Origin of the sequence: Lacihabitans soyangensis, assembly GCF_024343775.1 — a bacterium.
Lineage (GTDB): Bacteria > Bacteroidota > Bacteroidia > Cytophagales > Spirosomataceae > Leadbetterella > Leadbetterella soyangensis.
Window position 1 is genome coordinate 89,276 of the sequence record NZ_RJUF01000174.1, and the last position, 15,919, is coordinate 105,194.

Below are 15,919 nucleotides of genomic sequence, written 5' to 3' on the forward strand. Positions count from 1 at the left end.
AAATGAATAGAGCAAGAAAACATACAGGAGTTCTCATCTCAAGCTTAAAAGAGCATATACCAGAAAAAACAAAAGAGAATATTTCCAAAAGAATGGGTTTGGCCGCTCAAATAGATGATGCCCTTCAGAAAAGAGGTTTTACTAATCAGGAGTTTGCCTTTATGTTGGGTAAGAAACCTTTAGAAATTAGCAGATGGTTGAGTGGTACACATAATTTCACCACAGAAACGCTATGGGAAATTGAAAGATTACTTAATATACAGCTCTTAACAAGTTCAAAACATTATGAGGTTCATGCGACTGATTTGAAATCATATATTGTTGGTGAGGTTAAAACGGCATTTGAGAATTATTCAAGGAAGGAATCTCTTGACAATATTTTATAGCCATTTATCAGTATTCACGGAAGTGTGTAAAACCGCTAAAATATGAATTTCTAAACTTTTGCTGTCAACAAAGTAATGAATCATGTAAGGGAACTTTTTTAGCGAAATTGTTCGAAACTCTTTATATCGAACTTGAAAAGCCTCGGGAATGTCTGAAATTATTTCTAATTTATTTTCAATTTCTCGAAGAATTCTAATTGCTAATTTTTCTGAAATCCGTAAATAATACTCAAAAGCTTCTTCAATATCTCTTTAAGCCTTTGGCTCAAGAATTACCTGAAATCTTACCATTTGATAATAGTCTCGACTTTAGTTCCTGGAAATAACTTCCATTGTTTTGATTATTTAAAAATTCAGTATATCTACTGTCTAAAATATCTTTATGCCATTCTGGGATATCGTCTTCTTCATTCAATAAAACATTTGGAATTTGCTTTAATAGATTCACAACAGAATCATAAATCTCGTCAGGAAGTGATATAGTTAAATCTTTCATTTCATTCAATTTGAAAGCCAATTTAGCTCAAATTTTGTATTTTTTGAATTAAAAGGGAATAATTCTTCTCAAATCTCCACTCTACCATTTTCCAATTTCAAAACCCCGCGAGGACATACCGCCGAACAAACTCCACAACCAACGCACGATGAACGTACGATATCTTCACCTTTTTGGGCATAAGCACGTACGTCGATGCCCATTTCACAATAAGTAGAACAATTGCCGCAGGAAATACATTGAGAGCCATTTGTTGTAATTCTAAATCTCGACAACAGTTTTTGTTGAAATCCTAAAATGGCGGCCATTGGGCATCCAAATCTGCACCAAACTCTACTGCCCAAAATAGGGTAAAAACCAACTCCAACTACTCCACTAAATGCTGCTCCGATGAAAAAACCGTACCAAGAACGTAAAGTATAAGAATCTATAAAAAATACGTTGGTATTGCCGATGGCCATATTGATGACCAAGAAAGCTGAAATTATTCCTGATGCCCAATAAATGCCTTTTCGGGCATCTAGAGCTAGCTTTTTATAGCCAATTTTGAAAATGTACCAACTAAATACTCCCAAAAAAAGAATTACCCCAACCAAAAAAAGCTTGGGATCTAAAGCTGCCTTTTCATTGATTAAAAATGAATAAATGACTGCTACCGTAGTGATAAATACAAACAACAAAACCGAGTGAATCAACCATCGTTCTATTTTCCAGGCTTTTACGGATTTATCTGAAAGTTGACGAAACGAATCCCCAGCAGTTTCGGCCAAACCACCGCAGCCACAAACCCATGAGCAATACCACCTTTTACCGAAAAAATAGGTAAGTATGGGTGAAATTAAAAAAATCATTCCTATACCAAAGAATAGCATAAACATTCCTAGATTTCCGCCTCCCAACATGGCCTTCAAGTGCCAATCCTCAAAGAAATAGTAGTTCAATGGCCACATATTTTTGAGATCTTTTGCAAAATAATCCAAGTCAGGATTAAGCTTTGCCAAAAACTCAGGCAATAAAAATGCGAACGCCAACTGAAAAAACATCACAGATAAAGTTCTGATTATCTGATAGTTGCTGTGGCGATATTTAAGAATAAATTTCACCCCAAAACCCAAAATAGCAACTGTATAAAGCGTTCCATAAACAAACCACTGACTAGCACCGTGGCCATTTAATGCAAAACTCAAAGGGTCAAAAAAGGCAACTAAACCAGTATTAACCCCTTTTCTATTTAACCCCAAATACGTTGGAAACCAATAAATTACAACATAAAAAGCAGTAAGCACAAAACCAAGAATCCAAGCCACCACTCCTTTAGAAGAAACACTTTTAAACCAAACCTCATTGTTTTTTATACCTGACAATTCTCCTGTGTATTCACCAAATGAATACACGACAATTCCCGCCAAAATCATACACAAAGAGATGTATAACAAAGCTGAACCATTCAGAAGATTGAAAAGTGCTGCCATCAGAATTAGCATTCCGCCAAAACCTAGGCTTAAACCTGTCTTTTTACTTATATCTAAATTCATAATTATCTATATTTAAGCATTTTGTAGATTAAAGTTGCTTTTAATTTCATTTTCATACTTTCTGAAAAACTCTGGATCAAAATTGGCCTTATCGAGATTTTTCATTACAAAATCTACACTTTCTTTTCTATTCAAAACTTTTTCAAAGAAATCCTGACGCATTCTGATTCCGAAAGTATTTATTCCTTCAAAAACTCTGTTTTCTTTGTTAAATACTATTCTAACCGCTTTATTTTCTTTCTCCCAATAATATTCCCCTTGATATTCATTCAGTTTAGCTGGTGCTAGTCCATAAGTTTGATATTCAATGTCAAAAAACTTGGCAGAGTTAAACCAATTTCCCGGAATATAGGCAGTTTTTTGTCCCGCCAATGTTTTCGCAAGGGTTTGTCCCATTATTTTTCCCGTATACCAAACAGCTTCAATGGGCCTTCTTCCGGGCTGAGGCTGTTGAATTTCGGCACAATCACCGATGGCATAGATGTTGGGAATATTGGTTTGTAAAAATTCATTGACCAAAATGCCTTTATTGATTTTTAAGCTTGAATTTTGAAGAAAACCAACATTGGGACTTACACCGACAGTTAATCCAACAAACTGACATTCAATACTTTCACCATCAGAAGAAATGACAGATTCCACCGATCCCTTTCCTTTTATTTCTTTGAGTTCGGTCTTTAGTTTAAGTTGAATTCCGTGAGACAAAATATGCTTTTCAAGCATTCTGCCCTCATTTTCAGATAAAACCATGCTCCAAAAACTATTTTCCCTGACCAAAAAAGTAACCTCAATGCCTCTCGAATTTAGCATTTCTGCCAGCTCCAATCCTATCAATCCACCGCCGACGACCACGGCCTTTTTTATTTTTGAAGAATATTTTTCCAGATATTCCAAATCTTGTTTGTGATATAAACCCGAAACCCCATCTAAATCTTGCCCTGGCCAATTGTATTTGTTTGGTTTAGAGCCCGTTGCCAAGACCAAATAGTCATAGCTAAGAATTCCACCGTTTTCAAAAGCAATTTCATTTTTTTCTGGAAATACAGTATTTACCCTTCCTTTTTTAAGTGTTATATTGTTTTTCGCCCAAAAACTATTTTCGAACGGTTGTGTATGTTCAAACTTCATGTGGCCCATAAAAACATACATCAATGCTGTGCGGGAAAAGAAATATTCAGACTCTTCTGACACAACGGTTATCTCACAATCCGAAATCTTTCGAAGTTCTATTGCGGTGGTGATTCCTGCCACACCATTGCCTATAATTACTATTTTTTTTGACATATAATTGTTATTCAAATCCCAGAACTAGTTGTCACTTTTTCGGTGATAAAACGCAACTCAATATTTTTAATCGGATTTTTTTTGATTACCCGCACAAGTTTCTGATTTTCATACACATACTTGTCAATGTTATTTTCTATCTGACAAGTAAATGTACCATCTTTATTCTTCTTTACGTTGTTGAATAGAGCATAATATTCAGCATAAAACTTCTGATTATTTGTTGGTTCATCAAAAAATAAACGACTTGAAGACCAAGTGATGTCTGAACTTATAGTTTTTTCAAACTCCTTCTTCTCTTGCTTCGATTTCACCTCATAAATTCCATTTTTCAGTAAAGTCGTCGTAAAAAAATCGCCCTTGTTTGAATTCACCTTTGCTTCAGAATATACTAAGCCATTTTTATCAAACTGACTTATAACCTCATATTTTATCTTTAAAGTGTAAACCAGTAAGTTCACCTTGACATCACTTTTTACATGGTATTTCACCAAACCTTTACCCAACGACTGTTTAGTTGCGTGCATCTCCCCCACCTTGATTCCGGCCACTTCTATGGCGTATTTCTTGATTTCGGTGGTATTTTGACAATAAACAGAAGACGAAATAATTAATGCACCAAGAAGAAATAATTTATTCATAATTTATGGAGTTTCAAATTCTCAATCATAATTTAGCGAAAGTACGTAATTAAGCCGCAATCAGATTGTCATTTAAGATACAAAATATAATGTTTTAATTGTTTTTGCCTCTAGAAAATGTCTAATTTGCTTTCAAAATTTCAAACTTTGAAACAAATCATTCTAATTCTCCTTTCTCTGGCACCTTTTCTTTGTAAATCACAAGAAAAGCCAAATAGTTTAGTTTTTTGGGAAAATCTAAAAAAACAGTGTGGCAAATCCTATGAAGGAACACCCATTGCAGGAGCAGACAATGACACTTTCAAAAACAAACGGCTGGTAATGCAAGTCATAAGTTGTCAAGAAAACGTCATCAAAATCCCATTTTATGTTGGAGAGGATAAATCCCGAACTTGGGTTTTCACTTTAAAAGGTGATAAAATTGAACTCAAACACGATCACAGACACGAAAATGGCGAACCAGACAAAGTAACCATGTATGGCGGCACAAGCTCCAACATTGGGCAAGCAGGATTACAGATGTTTCCTGCAGATGATGAAACTGCCAAAATGCTTCCATTAGCCGCAACAAATGTTTGGTGGGTGGAGCTCAACGATGATTTTTTCAGCTATAATCTACGAAGAATTGGCTCCGATAGACTTTTTACCGTAAAATTTGACCTAAAAAATCCCATCCAAATAAACTGGAAACCGTGGGGTTGGAAATGAAATATTAAGGAGATTTTTTTCTGCCTTATATAATCTTAGCGACTTTGCGTCTTTGCGAGAAAATGTTAACAACCTAAGGCTTCGCAAGTTTCGTAATCAACCAACCTACTCCTACAATTGTCAATGTACCAAATGCCACGGTCATTTTAGGCTCCAAATTGGTCTTAAAGTTTTCTGGCAAATAAGTTTGTAAAGACAAATAGGCAATTACGACCACTCCGACCAAAGTAGCACCGATGGCCGCTGCCTTACCAGCATTTTTAACCAAGAAGCCCAATAAAAAAATACCCAGCATGCCTCCTGCGAAAATGCCAGAGAGTTTCCACCAAATATCTAAAATACTTTTGGCTCCAATCATGGCTATGCCGAAGCTGATTCCTAATAATCCAAAACATACCGTGGCAATTCTTAAGACCCTTAGTTCTTGCAAATCATTCAAGTTTTTTTGGAAATATCTGGTGTAAAAATCTTTCAAAAAGACAGTTGCTGAACTATTCATACTGCTACTCATGGTACTCATAGCAGCTGAAAGTAAAGCCGCCATCAACAATCCCAAAAGACCCGTCGGGATTTTGGTTTTGATAAAATGTGGTAAAACTCTGTCACCATAATCTGCTGGTTGTAAATCAGTAAATGCGATACTTTTTTCAAGAGAAACAACTTCCTTCAAGCTTTGAATTTGCTCAGGAAAGTGTTGATAATAAACAAACAAAGCAGTACCCACAAAGAAAAACATGAAGGAAACTGGCACATAATAAATCACACATTGCCAAATACTTCTTTGAGCATCCTTGGTGCTTTGGGCGGTATGGTAGCGTTGGATATAATTCTGATCTACACCAAAATTGACCAAGTTTATAAAGAAACCATAGATAAAAACCACCCAAAAAGAACTCTGTGTAAAATCAGGTTTGAAAGTACCCAAACTAAACTTATCTTTTGCAAGGCCTTCACTTACAATCGTTTGAATATCTATGGCATACAAAATAATTCCTAAAATAAGCAATGCTCCCATGGTTTTCAGTACCGCTTGCACTACCTCTGTCCAAATCACCGCTTCCATTCCACCAAAAACCGTATAGACCATCACACAAATACCTGAAAATAAAATAATTAGAGGAATATCAAAGCCCGTAAAAGCGTTGATAGCGATGGCGATGGCATAAAAAATGGTACCCATTCTGGCCAATTGCGTAAGAATGAAGCAAAGCATGACATAACTTCTTGCCCATGAACCAAACCGTTTTTCGAGATGCGTGTAAGCACTGATTTCTCCGGTATTTCGATAAAAACTTACAAAAAATTTAGAAGAAAAATAAGCTGCAAAAGGCATTGAAATACTAAAAACGAAGGGATTCCAGTTGCTCCCAAATGATTTGCCGGGATCTCCCAAAAAAGTGATAGCACTAAGAAAAGTAGCATAAAAACTCATTCCAATCGCCCAACCCGGAATGGTGCTAGAGGCCGTAGTAAACTGAGCCGTACTTTTATTTTTTCTGGAAAAAAAGACGCCTATGCCTACCATAGCAAGCAGATAAAGGACAATTATGGAAATGTCTAAAATGGCCATTTTTTATTTTTATAGGGTTGAATATTAAATTTGGGTTTTGTCATTGACTCATTTCGGCAAGCTCAATGACCATCGCTCAGACATCGAACTTCGGTCACTGAGGAGAGCCGAAGTGACGTGACGTTTTTGTCTTCTGCTAATTTCGGCAAGCTCAATGACCACCGCTCAGAAAACGCATTGGATACTGTGAGGAGCCGAGGTGAAGTGCCGCTTTTGTCTTCGACTCCTCTCAGACAACGTATCGGACACTGAGCGGAGCCGAAGTGTGGTCACTGAGCCAAGCCGAAGTGAAGTGGCCGTCATTTCACATCCAGCACCACATATCTCACTTTCTTTCTTTTCCAAGTATAAGTGATATGTACCTTACCGTCAGACGTTTGTATAACCGAGGGATAGGAAAATTCCATTTTGGGTTCATTTTCCAAAACAGCCAAAGAACTCCATTTTTTACCATCGGCTGAAATCGCCACATTCAATGGAGAGCGGCTTCCTCCCCAAAACTCATCTCCTTTCCCGACATGGTTGTAAACAATCAATTGTCTGCCATCTTTAAGCGTGACGGCATCTGTCCCAGAATTTGGATTAGGCAATGTTGTTGGTTTCAATGCCGACCAGGTTTTTCCATTATCTTTCGAAAAAGCCTCTAAAACATAGCTATTCTTGCTTCTACATAAAATCTGCAATTGGCCATCTTTGGTAAACAAAATACTTGGCTGTATAGCCGAAAACTCTTTTCCATCATTTATGGCAGCAGTTTTTGTCCAAGTTTTACCTGCATCTTTGGTCATTTCAAAATGCACCCGCCAGCCATTATCCTCAGAACTGGTTGGACAAAGCAAAGTACCATCGCTCAACAACTCAGGTTTGTTTTTTATCGGCCCATAGATTCCATCAGGCAGTTTTTCAGCTGCTGACCAAGTTTTTCCTCCGTCAAAAGACCTTTTCAGCATTCCCCACCAAGTAGATGGACTTGGACCCACTTTGTAAAATAAAATCAGCTCGGCTCCAGGCATTTGAAACAAAACGGGATTCCAGGTCGGATATCTTTTCTTTGGACTTTCCACCCCATTGGCTACTTCAACTGGTGTGGTCCATTTGCCATTTTCTATTCTACTCACCCAAATACCCACATCTGGGTCTCTTTCTGCTGTTCCACCAAACCATGCTGCAACTATTCCATTGGGTGTTTCGGTCAACGAAGATGCATGGCAAGAAGGAAAAGGAGCATTTTCGTAAATAAATTCGGATTTGACAATCGGGCTTTGGGCTGCTGAAAATAGAATTCCTGCACAGAAAACAAGGAGATATTTCATTTTTAAGATTATGGTTGAATTTTATGAAGTTAAATCTAAAGAAAAAATTTCTTTAAGGAAAGAATTGGGAACGGAAAGTAGTGTTTGGTTTGATAATTACTATTTTTGATGTCTGTAGGAAATGTTTTTTTGAAAGATGTTAAAATTTTTCTCAATTTGAAATCTAAAGATATTCCCAAAAAAAATAATTCTATCTAAATTTTAATTCTTATACTATATTCAAATAAGGTTTAAAGTTCACACTTAATCCCTAGTTTTATACGGTGAAATACATACTAATAACTCTAATTACTTGCTACTCTTGTTCATTTAATTTACAAAAAGAAAAACAGTTCGATTCTGCTTTTTTCGAAAATTTGAAATCTCAACACTGAAAAGTGAGGATCAATTTGAACGAGAAGTTTGGATCTCACTGACTTTTGTCAAATATCTCCCCAGTCAAGGTGAGCATTAGACGTTTTCTCTAAATTTTAATGTCATTCCTGAACTCACATTAACCAAGGATCTGAATAATATTTGCCAAAACTTGTTTATTTACAAATTTTCTTACGTTTTTTGTAGAATTAACAAATTTTTTAACCAATTAAATTCAAATGAAGAAAAGATTACTCTTTGCATTATTGAGTTTTCTAATAGCGAGTTCCTCGCTATTGGCTCAATCCAAAACTGTTAGTGGAACAGTAAATGATTCTGGGGGTCAGGGTATTCCTGGCGTAAGTGTACGTGTTAAAAACTCGAATAAAGGTATTAGCACCAACGGTGATGGTAAATTCAGCCTCGAAGTTGGGAGCAATGCAGTTTTAGTTTTTAGTGCGGTAGGATATACCTCAAAAGAGGTAACCGTAGGTAATAGCTCTACAATCAATGTTGAGCTTTCTGAAGATGCTGCAAATTTGGACGAAATTGTAGTTTCAGGTCTTGCTACCAATGTTAAAAGAAGTAATTTGGCTAACGCCGTTTCTAGACTATCTTCTAAGGATTTAACTGGGACCACCACACCAGTTACAACTGATGGAGCCATACAAGGGAAATTAGCAGGAGCCAATATTGTAGCCAATGGTTCTATGCCTGGTGGCGGGTTTAATATGCAGTTTAGAGGTGTTTCTACCTTAGGTTCATCTGCATCTCAGCCACTATTTATTGTTGATGGTGTTTACATTGATAACAGCCAAAACTCCAATGGTAGATCACAAGCCAATAAAGCTGTTGGTGGTTCTGCAGCTTCAGCTCAAGACAATAACGCTAACCGCTTGGCCGACCTTAACCCTGACGACATAGAAAGTATTGAGGTATTAAAAGGAGCCTCTGCTGCTGCAATATATGGTACTCGTGCTAATGCCGGTGTTGTAATTATCACCACTAAAAGAGGTAAAGGAGGAAAAACCAAAGTAAGTTTTGGTCAGGATCTTGGCGTTGCAAATGCATACGCTTATTATGGCGGTGCTGCCTGGACCGCAGACAAGGCCAAGGCTATCAATGGTGACGCTGGTCTAGCTGCATTTAATGCCGCCGCTGGTAAATATACCAATTGGGAAAAAGAAATTTTTGGTTCTACCGGTCAGATTAAGAACTCAAGATTAAGCCTTACTGGAGGAAATGATAAAACAAGTTTTTACGTAAATGGGTCGTATTCTGATGAAACTGGCATCGTAAAAAACACAGGTTTTACTCGAGCATCTTTTAGAACAAACCTTGACCATAAGTTAACCTCTTGGTTAGACTTGGCAGTGAATGCCAATTTTGTAAACTCTGACAATGACCGTGGCTGGACAGGTAATGACAACTCAAGTATAAACTATGGGTACAACATTCCTTACACACCATCATATCTTCAATTATTTCCTGATGCTAACGGAAACTATCCAAACTCACCGGTAGGCGAAAACCCTCTAGCCATAAGAGATAGAGCCTTAAATAATCAAAAAGTCAACAGATTTATTGGTGGCGTTAATTTAACCGCGAGGGCTTTAAATACTGAAAACAGCTCTTTAACTTTCAAACTATCAGGTGGAACTGACTACCAAAATGGTTTAGCCAAAATATGGTTACCGTCTGACCTTCAGTCTCAAAAAGCAGAAGCCAACCCGGGTTACGCTCAAGATACCAGGGCCGAAGTAACTAACTATAACATTCAGTTGGCGGCCGTGCACACCTATGCCCCTACTGGCTCAGCTTTTAACTTCACTACATCAGCGGGTATAGTTCAACTTGGTACAAACGCAGCTTCTAACTTCATTCGTGGTAGAGGTTTACCTGCAGGTGTTTCTAATGCCTCGCGTGCTAGGGCTTTTGAGCAAGATGTCGATTACAGAAGAAATACTGACCAAGGTGTTTTTGCTCAAGAGGAAGTGAATTTTGGAGACAAGATTATAGCCTCAGCTGGGGTTCGTTTTGATAGATCTACCTTAAATGGCGACCCTAATAAATGGTATGCCTTTCCACGTGCGTCGGTTGCGTCTAATTTCCATAAATTCGGATCATGGGCCTCAGATAGCCCGATTTCTCAACTAAAGGGTAGAATAGCCTATGGTCAAACGGCAGGATTGCCTACTTGGGGTATTTTATACTCTCAACTTGGCGTAACAGGAATTGGCGGTCAAGGTGGACTTACACCTTCTACTGTATTGGGCAATACACTCATACAGCCAGAAAGAGCCACTGAGTTAGAGTATGGAGTGGATTTTGGCTTATTTAAAAACAGAGTAACTGCAGAAGTGACCTTTTACAACAAAAAAGTGTTTGACCTCATTCAACCACTTGTTACAGCACCTACTACAGGGGTTACGTCAACAAACGTAAATGCAGCTGACCTTACCAATAAAGGAGTAGAAATTACATTAGGGGCGGATGTTGTTAAAAGTAGCAATTTGACTTGGTTTGTACAACCTATATACTGGTTCAACCGTTCTGAAATTACCCGTTTAACTGTACCTGAGCGTTTAACAGGCGGATTCGGTGCCACTTTTGGACAATGGAGAATTAAAGAAGGTTTATCTCCTACACAAATAGTAGGTCAGCCTCGTACAGATCCTGCAAACCCAACTTCTTGGACAGTTTACGGTGATCAACAACCTAAGTTTGAGTTTTCTTTAAATCAAAGAATTACTTTTTTCAAGAATTTCGAATTCTCGGCATTAGCTCATTATAGACATAAATTTGCTGTGGTATCATTGGCTCGTGTACTTTGGGACGAAGGCGGTAATACTTCTGACTGGAATGAAACTAACCAAGCTGGTGACGGTAAAACAGAAAACGGTAATTATAGACAAAATGTGAATGGCCTTGACGAAAATGGAAAACCAAAACCTGGCTACAACCCAGTGGTAACTTCTTTCTTAAAACTAAGAGAGGCCTCGCTTTATTATAGAATTCCAAAATCTATTATCGGTAAGAAATTAGACGGTTTAAAAGTTGGAGTTTCGGGCAATAACCTTTTCAGATGGACAGACTACACGGCTGGATATGACCCAGAAAACTCAAACTTCGGCTCGGCGGCTTTGGGTAGTGGGGTTGATATTGGCTCTGCACCTCTTGTTAGACGTTTGATGTTTCATATAAGTGTAGATTTATAATTTAAAAATGAAAAATTTATAAAATGAAAAATTTAAAATATAAAATATTTGCAGCAGTACTAGGTTTAAGTACCATGCAGTCATGTGAACTCGAAGTAGTCAATGACCCTAACTTCCCATCTGTTGGTGGTGTTTCAGAAAACGCATCCAAGGCTCAGCTAGATGCCCTTGCATTGGGTTCTTACTCTTTAGCAAGAAATGGTTTAGCCACCTATACCCAAGTAGTAGGTGTAGTTGGAAAGGAAGTTTTTAACTTTAACTCTACCGAGTCACGTTGGTGGACAGAGCTAAATGGACTTAGACCAATAGATAACTCGGCTTTTTATAATGGTGCAACTACAGGGTTTGGGCTTCCAGTAAGACAGGCCAACATCATTTTGGCTGCTTGTGATAAAACCACTCAAGTAACCGATGCCCAAAAAAATGCTTACAAAGGCGTAGCCAATACCTTTAAAGGATTGGCCTATCTTTATATGGTTAATGCTCAAGGCAAAAACGGGATAAGATTAAATGTAGAAGACCCATTTAACCCCTCTAAGCCTGCATCTTACACCGAATCCTTGGCTGGTATAGCAAAAATATTGGATGATGCCGCTGGACAATTAGATGCTGCCGGTTCAAGTTTTCCGTTTACTTCTCCATCTGGATTTGGTACGGGAGTAGCCGGTAGTAATTTCGGCACTCCGACTTCATTCAAGAAATTTAATAGAGCTATAGCGGCTAGAGTTGCACTTTACCAAGGTGACTACACTAAAGTTAAAACTTTATTGGGTCAAAGCTTCATGGACCTAGCTGGAGACCTAAACCTCGGACCAAAGCATACTTTTAGTCCATCATCTCCTGATTTTGCAAATCCACTATTAAATACCTCATCTGTGCGTGTTGTAGGTATAACCTCCGAGTGGGATGCACTAGACAAAGCTGACAAAAGATGGTCAAAAGTAGCTGTTCAAAATCCAACGATAGCATATTCAGCTGGTGGATCAAGCTATGAGGGCAAGTACCTTTCGAATATTTGGAAAGCTGCAACAGATCCTGTAGCTATAATAAGAAACGAAGAATTAATTTTGATGCTAGCTGAAGTCGAGGCACAGACAGGATCAGCTACCGAGGCTCTTAAATTAATAAATCTTATTAGAACTACCAATGGCAACAAAGCCTTGGATAATGTTACGGGAAAAGATAATTTGGTTAATGCAATTTTAGACGAACGCTATTTCTCACTTTGGTATGAAGGCCATAGATGGGTAGATATGAGAAGGCTCAATAAATTGGCTCAAATAAAAATACCTGTGGTAGGCATGAAAGTGCTCGAGAATATGGAAAGACCTGTTCAAGAAGTAAACTGGGATAATAGAATAGTTAAATAAGCTATTGAAATAAACAATTTAGAAACGTACCTCTCCAAAAGGGGTACGTTTTTTGGTATATATGGGTCAAATTTATCTAAGACCTAAAACATCAAAAAAATAAAAAAAATAAAAGATCTCCAAAAAATTGCTTAATTTTTCCAATCAAAATAAGCCAATACCAAACCAATTATGAAGATTTTCAAATTACTATTTAATTTTTTCCTCCTTTTTTCCTTAAACCTTGAAGCTCAGAATGTCGTTTGGCAAGAAAACGACTATTTTACGATAGAATCAGGCGAAATTCAAAAATATACTTTGCCTGAAAACAAAAAATCGACTTTTGTAGATAAAGCTGCCCTAATACCAAAAAATTCGAACAGCCCAATTGAACCCAAAAGCTTTTCTTTTTCGGAAGACGGAAACAAAATTTTGATTTTTACCAATACTCAAAGGGTTTGGAGACAAGAAACCAAAGGCGATTATTGGATTTTGGACCTTAAAACTAAGGCTATAACGCAGTTGGGAAAAGGACGACCTGCTTCTTCACTGATGTTTGCCAAGGTCTCACCCAACGGCCAAATGGCAGCTTATGTGAGTGAAAGAAACTTGTATATAGAAGACCTCAAGACACAAAAAATAAGCCCACTCACCCAAACCAAAGGCAAAATAATCAATGGCACATTTGACTGGGCTTATGAGGAAGAGTTCGACTGCCGAGATGGATTCAGATGGAGTCCAGACAGCAAAAGCATTGCTTTTTGGCAAATAGATGCCACCAAAATCAAGGATTTTTTGATGATCAACAATACCGACGAAATTTATGCGAAGAACGTGCCTGTAGAATATCCAAAAGTAGGCGAAAGTCCATCGGCATGTAAAGTGGGTGTGGCCAATATTGCTACAAAAAAAACAATTTGGATGAACGTACCGGGCGATCCGCAGCAACATTATATTCCAAGAATGGAATGGGCCAACAATGCTGATGAGCTGATTATTCAACAGCTCAACCGAAAGCAAAATGAAAGCAAATTGATGTATTGCAACGCCAAAACAGGTGCATCTAGGACATTTTACCAAGAAAAAGACGCCGCTTGGATAGATGTAAGAAACAGTTGGAGTTATGGAAATATTGAAGGTTGGGATTGGGTAGAAAACGGAAAGTCTTTTATTTGGGTCAGTGAAAAAGATGGGTGGAGGCACATTTACAAGGTTTCGAGAGACGGGAAAAATGAAACTTTGCTAACCGAAGGAAACTATGACATACAGAAAATCATGAACGTGGATGTGGCAAATGATTATATCTACTTTATGGCTTCGCCCGACAATGCCACCCAATCTTATCTCTACAGAACCAAAATCAGCCAAGTTACAAAAGCCGAAAAAGTTAGTCAAACCGAACTTAAGGGAACACACAATTACAGGATTTCGGATAATGGAAAATATGCCTTTCATAACTTTTCCAATTATTTCACCCCAAGAGTATCAGAAATAATAGCTCTGCCTTCTGGAAAACCGATAGATGAATCAAAATCAATTTTGGCAAATCAAAAACTTCAAAAAAAGGACGTTGAGTTTTTCCAAGTTACCACAACGGATGGTACAACAATGGAGGGCTTTATCGCGAAACCGCAGAATTTTGATCCCAAAAAGAAATATCCCATTGTGTTTTACGTCTATTCCGAACCCGCAGCAACAGTTGTAAATGATGTTTATGGTGTTGATAGAAACAGACTTTACACAGGAAATATGGCAGCGGATGGCTATATCTATGCTGCCCTAGATGGCAGAGGTACTCCTGCTCCCAAAGGTAGAGAATGGAGAAAATCGATTTACAGAAAAGTGGGCATTGTCAACATCCGGGACCAAGCCATGGGAGCATTGGCGATGTTCAAAAAATACGAATTCATAGATACTTCCCGTGTAGCCATTTGGGGTTGGAGTGGTGGCGGATCTGCTACTTTAAACTGTCTTTTCCAGTTCCCTGAAATTTACAAAACGGGCATTTCGATAGCCGCAGTAGCCAACCAACTTACCTACGACAACATCTATCAGGAAAGGTACATGGGCCTACCTCAGGAGAACAAAGAAGATTTTGTAAATGGCTCTCCAATGCATTTTGTGAAGAATTTCAGAGGAAATCTGCTCTACATACACGGCACAGGCGACGACAACGTGCACTACCAAAATGCCGAACTGCTCATAAACGAAATGATAAAATACAACAAACAATTCCAATTTATGCCCTACCCCAACCGAAGCCACGGCATTTACGAAGGCGAAGGCACCACTTTACACCTTTCTACGCTCTATACTAAATATTTGAAAGAACATTGTGCGGCTGGGGGGAGGTGAGGGTTTTTGCTGTCTGTTATATAAATTGTAACAAGCTAAGCATCAGCTATTTCGTTTATCAAGAGTTGGGAGCAATATTATTTGAGCAGTTTTAACTGAATCAAATCTTGCGTCACAGGTTATTAATGGGATATTAGAAAATTGGGAGGTAGCTGCGATAATAGAGTCCATCAACTTCATTTTGGTTGATAATCTAATTTTTATTGCGGATTCTCGGATTTCTTCATTTAAACGAATAACAAAAAGAGTTGATAGAAATAGTTTAAGTTCTTTTCTTTGGCTTTTGGAAAAATTAGAATTACACTGGATTTCCATTTCTGTTATTTCTGAAATGTAGATATCTTTATTTTCGGTTAATTCTAATTCTAATCTTTCACCTCTTAGGAAATTAATAAGTGTATTGGTATCTAGTATTATCGCCCTTTCATTCATTATCTCAAATCTTCTTGAAATTTTAAGCTATCACCTTTAAAGGGGAATTTACCTATAAAATCCTGCGGTTTTAAAGTTTTTTTATCCTTTTGAAGATTTTTGAACACCGCCTCAATTTCTGCTTTTTTTGCATTCGCTGGTATTTTTACGGTCATTTTCTTGTTGTTTAATCAGCAAATATAAAAAAATCTGATTGAATTTCGCAGAATTAGCCAAACAACTGAAAACTAACTATATGGCAAAATCCATCAAAATTTCACCTATTAAGAATTAAGAAA

13 protein-coding genes are annotated in these 15,919 nt (G+C 37.7%); 5 read left to right on the top strand and 8 right to left on the bottom strand.

From position 1 onward, the window contains the following. Window positions 1-2 precede the first annotated feature (2 nt). Complete coding sequence (locus tag EGI31_RS16515; protein ID WP_255038257.1) at window positions 3-386, top strand: helix-turn-helix domain-containing protein; 384 nt, start codon at window positions 3-5, stop codon at window positions 384-386. Window positions 387-651: 265 nt separating this feature from the next. Here the strand turns inward: EGI31_RS16515 and EGI31_RS16520 are convergent, their stop codons facing one another. The 4 genes from EGI31_RS16520 to EGI31_RS16535 form a co-directional block, all read right to left on the bottom strand. Continuing rightward, entirely contained in the window at window positions 652-882 is a 231-nt protein-coding gene (locus EGI31_RS16520; RefSeq protein ID WP_255038258.1) for a hypothetical protein, read from the bottom strand. Between the two features lie 68 nt (window positions 883-950). Beyond that, window positions 951-2,417, bottom strand: coding sequence for a 4Fe-4S binding protein (locus EGI31_RS16525; protein ID WP_255038259.1), 1,467 nt, complete (start codon window positions 2,415-2,417; stop codon window positions 951-953). Window positions 2,418-2,429: 12 nt separating this feature from the next. Further along, window positions 2,430-3,701 carry an NAD(P)/FAD-dependent oxidoreductase gene (locus EGI31_RS16530; RefSeq protein ID WP_255038260.1) on the bottom strand — a complete coding sequence of 424 codons (1,272 nt, stop codon included), beginning with the start codon at window positions 3,699-3,701 and terminating at the stop codon, window positions 2,430-2,432. Between the two features lie 11 nt (window positions 3,702-3,712). Further along, complete coding sequence (locus tag EGI31_RS16535; RefSeq protein WP_255038261.1) at window positions 3,713-4,342, bottom strand: DUF6134 family protein; 630 nt, start codon at window positions 4,340-4,342, stop codon at window positions 3,713-3,715. Between the two features lie 147 nt (window positions 4,343-4,489). Here EGI31_RS16535 and EGI31_RS16540 point away from each other — a divergent pair, with 147 nt between their 5' ends. Then, window positions 4,490-5,050, top strand: a complete 561-nt coding sequence (locus tag EGI31_RS16540) for a hypothetical protein (protein WP_255038262.1) — start codon at window positions 4,490-4,492, stop codon at window positions 5,048-5,050. Between the two features lie 73 nt (window positions 5,051-5,123). On the opposite strand, the gene EGI31_RS16545 is transcribed toward EGI31_RS16540, so the two are convergent. Further along, complete coding sequence (locus tag EGI31_RS16545) at window positions 5,124-6,620, bottom strand: sodium:solute symporter family protein (protein WP_255038263.1); 1,497 nt, start codon at window positions 6,618-6,620, stop codon at window positions 5,124-5,126. Between the two features lie 299 nt (window positions 6,621-6,919). Beyond that, on the bottom strand, window positions 6,920-7,933 hold the full coding sequence (locus tag EGI31_RS16550; protein ID WP_255038264.1) for a sialidase family protein: 1,014 nt from the start codon (window positions 7,931-7,933) through the stop codon (window positions 6,920-6,922). 593 nt (window positions 7,934-8,526) lie between these two features. Between EGI31_RS16550 and EGI31_RS16555 the strand changes: the two genes are divergently transcribed. The 3 genes from EGI31_RS16555 (at window position 8,527) to EGI31_RS16565 (ending at window position 15,209) form a co-directional block, all read left to right on the top strand. After that, window positions 8,527-11,505 (top strand): SusC/RagA family TonB-linked outer membrane protein, encoded by a 2,979-nt coding sequence (locus EGI31_RS16555; protein WP_255038265.1) that lies wholly within the window; start codon window positions 8,527-8,529, stop codon window positions 11,503-11,505. Window positions 11,506-11,528: 23 nt separating this feature from the next. Then, window positions 11,529-12,875, top strand: coding sequence for a RagB/SusD family nutrient uptake outer membrane protein (locus EGI31_RS16560; RefSeq protein WP_255038266.1), 1,347 nt, complete (start codon window positions 11,529-11,531; stop codon window positions 12,873-12,875). A 171-nt stretch (window positions 12,876-13,046) separates the two neighbouring features. Further along, window positions 13,047-15,209, top strand: a complete 2,163-nt coding sequence (locus EGI31_RS16565) for a S9 family peptidase (protein ID WP_255038267.1) — start codon at window positions 13,047-13,049, stop codon at window positions 15,207-15,209. Between the two features lie 42 nt (window positions 15,210-15,251). Here the strand turns inward: EGI31_RS16565 and EGI31_RS16570 are convergent, their stop codons facing one another. Then, the gene (locus tag EGI31_RS16570; protein ID WP_255038268.1) at window positions 15,252-15,641 is read right to left on the bottom strand and encodes a PIN domain-containing protein; all 390 of its coding nucleotides are present in this window, start codon (window positions 15,639-15,641) and stop codon (window positions 15,252-15,254) included. Continuing rightward, window positions 15,641-15,796 carry a hypothetical protein gene (locus tag EGI31_RS16575; RefSeq protein ID WP_255038269.1) on the bottom strand — a complete coding sequence of 52 codons (156 nt, stop codon included), beginning with the start codon at window positions 15,794-15,796 and terminating at the stop codon, window positions 15,641-15,643. Before EGI31_RS16575 ends, EGI31_RS16570 begins: the two co-directional genes overlap by 1 nt. Between the last annotated feature and the right edge of the window lie 123 nt (window positions 15,797-15,919).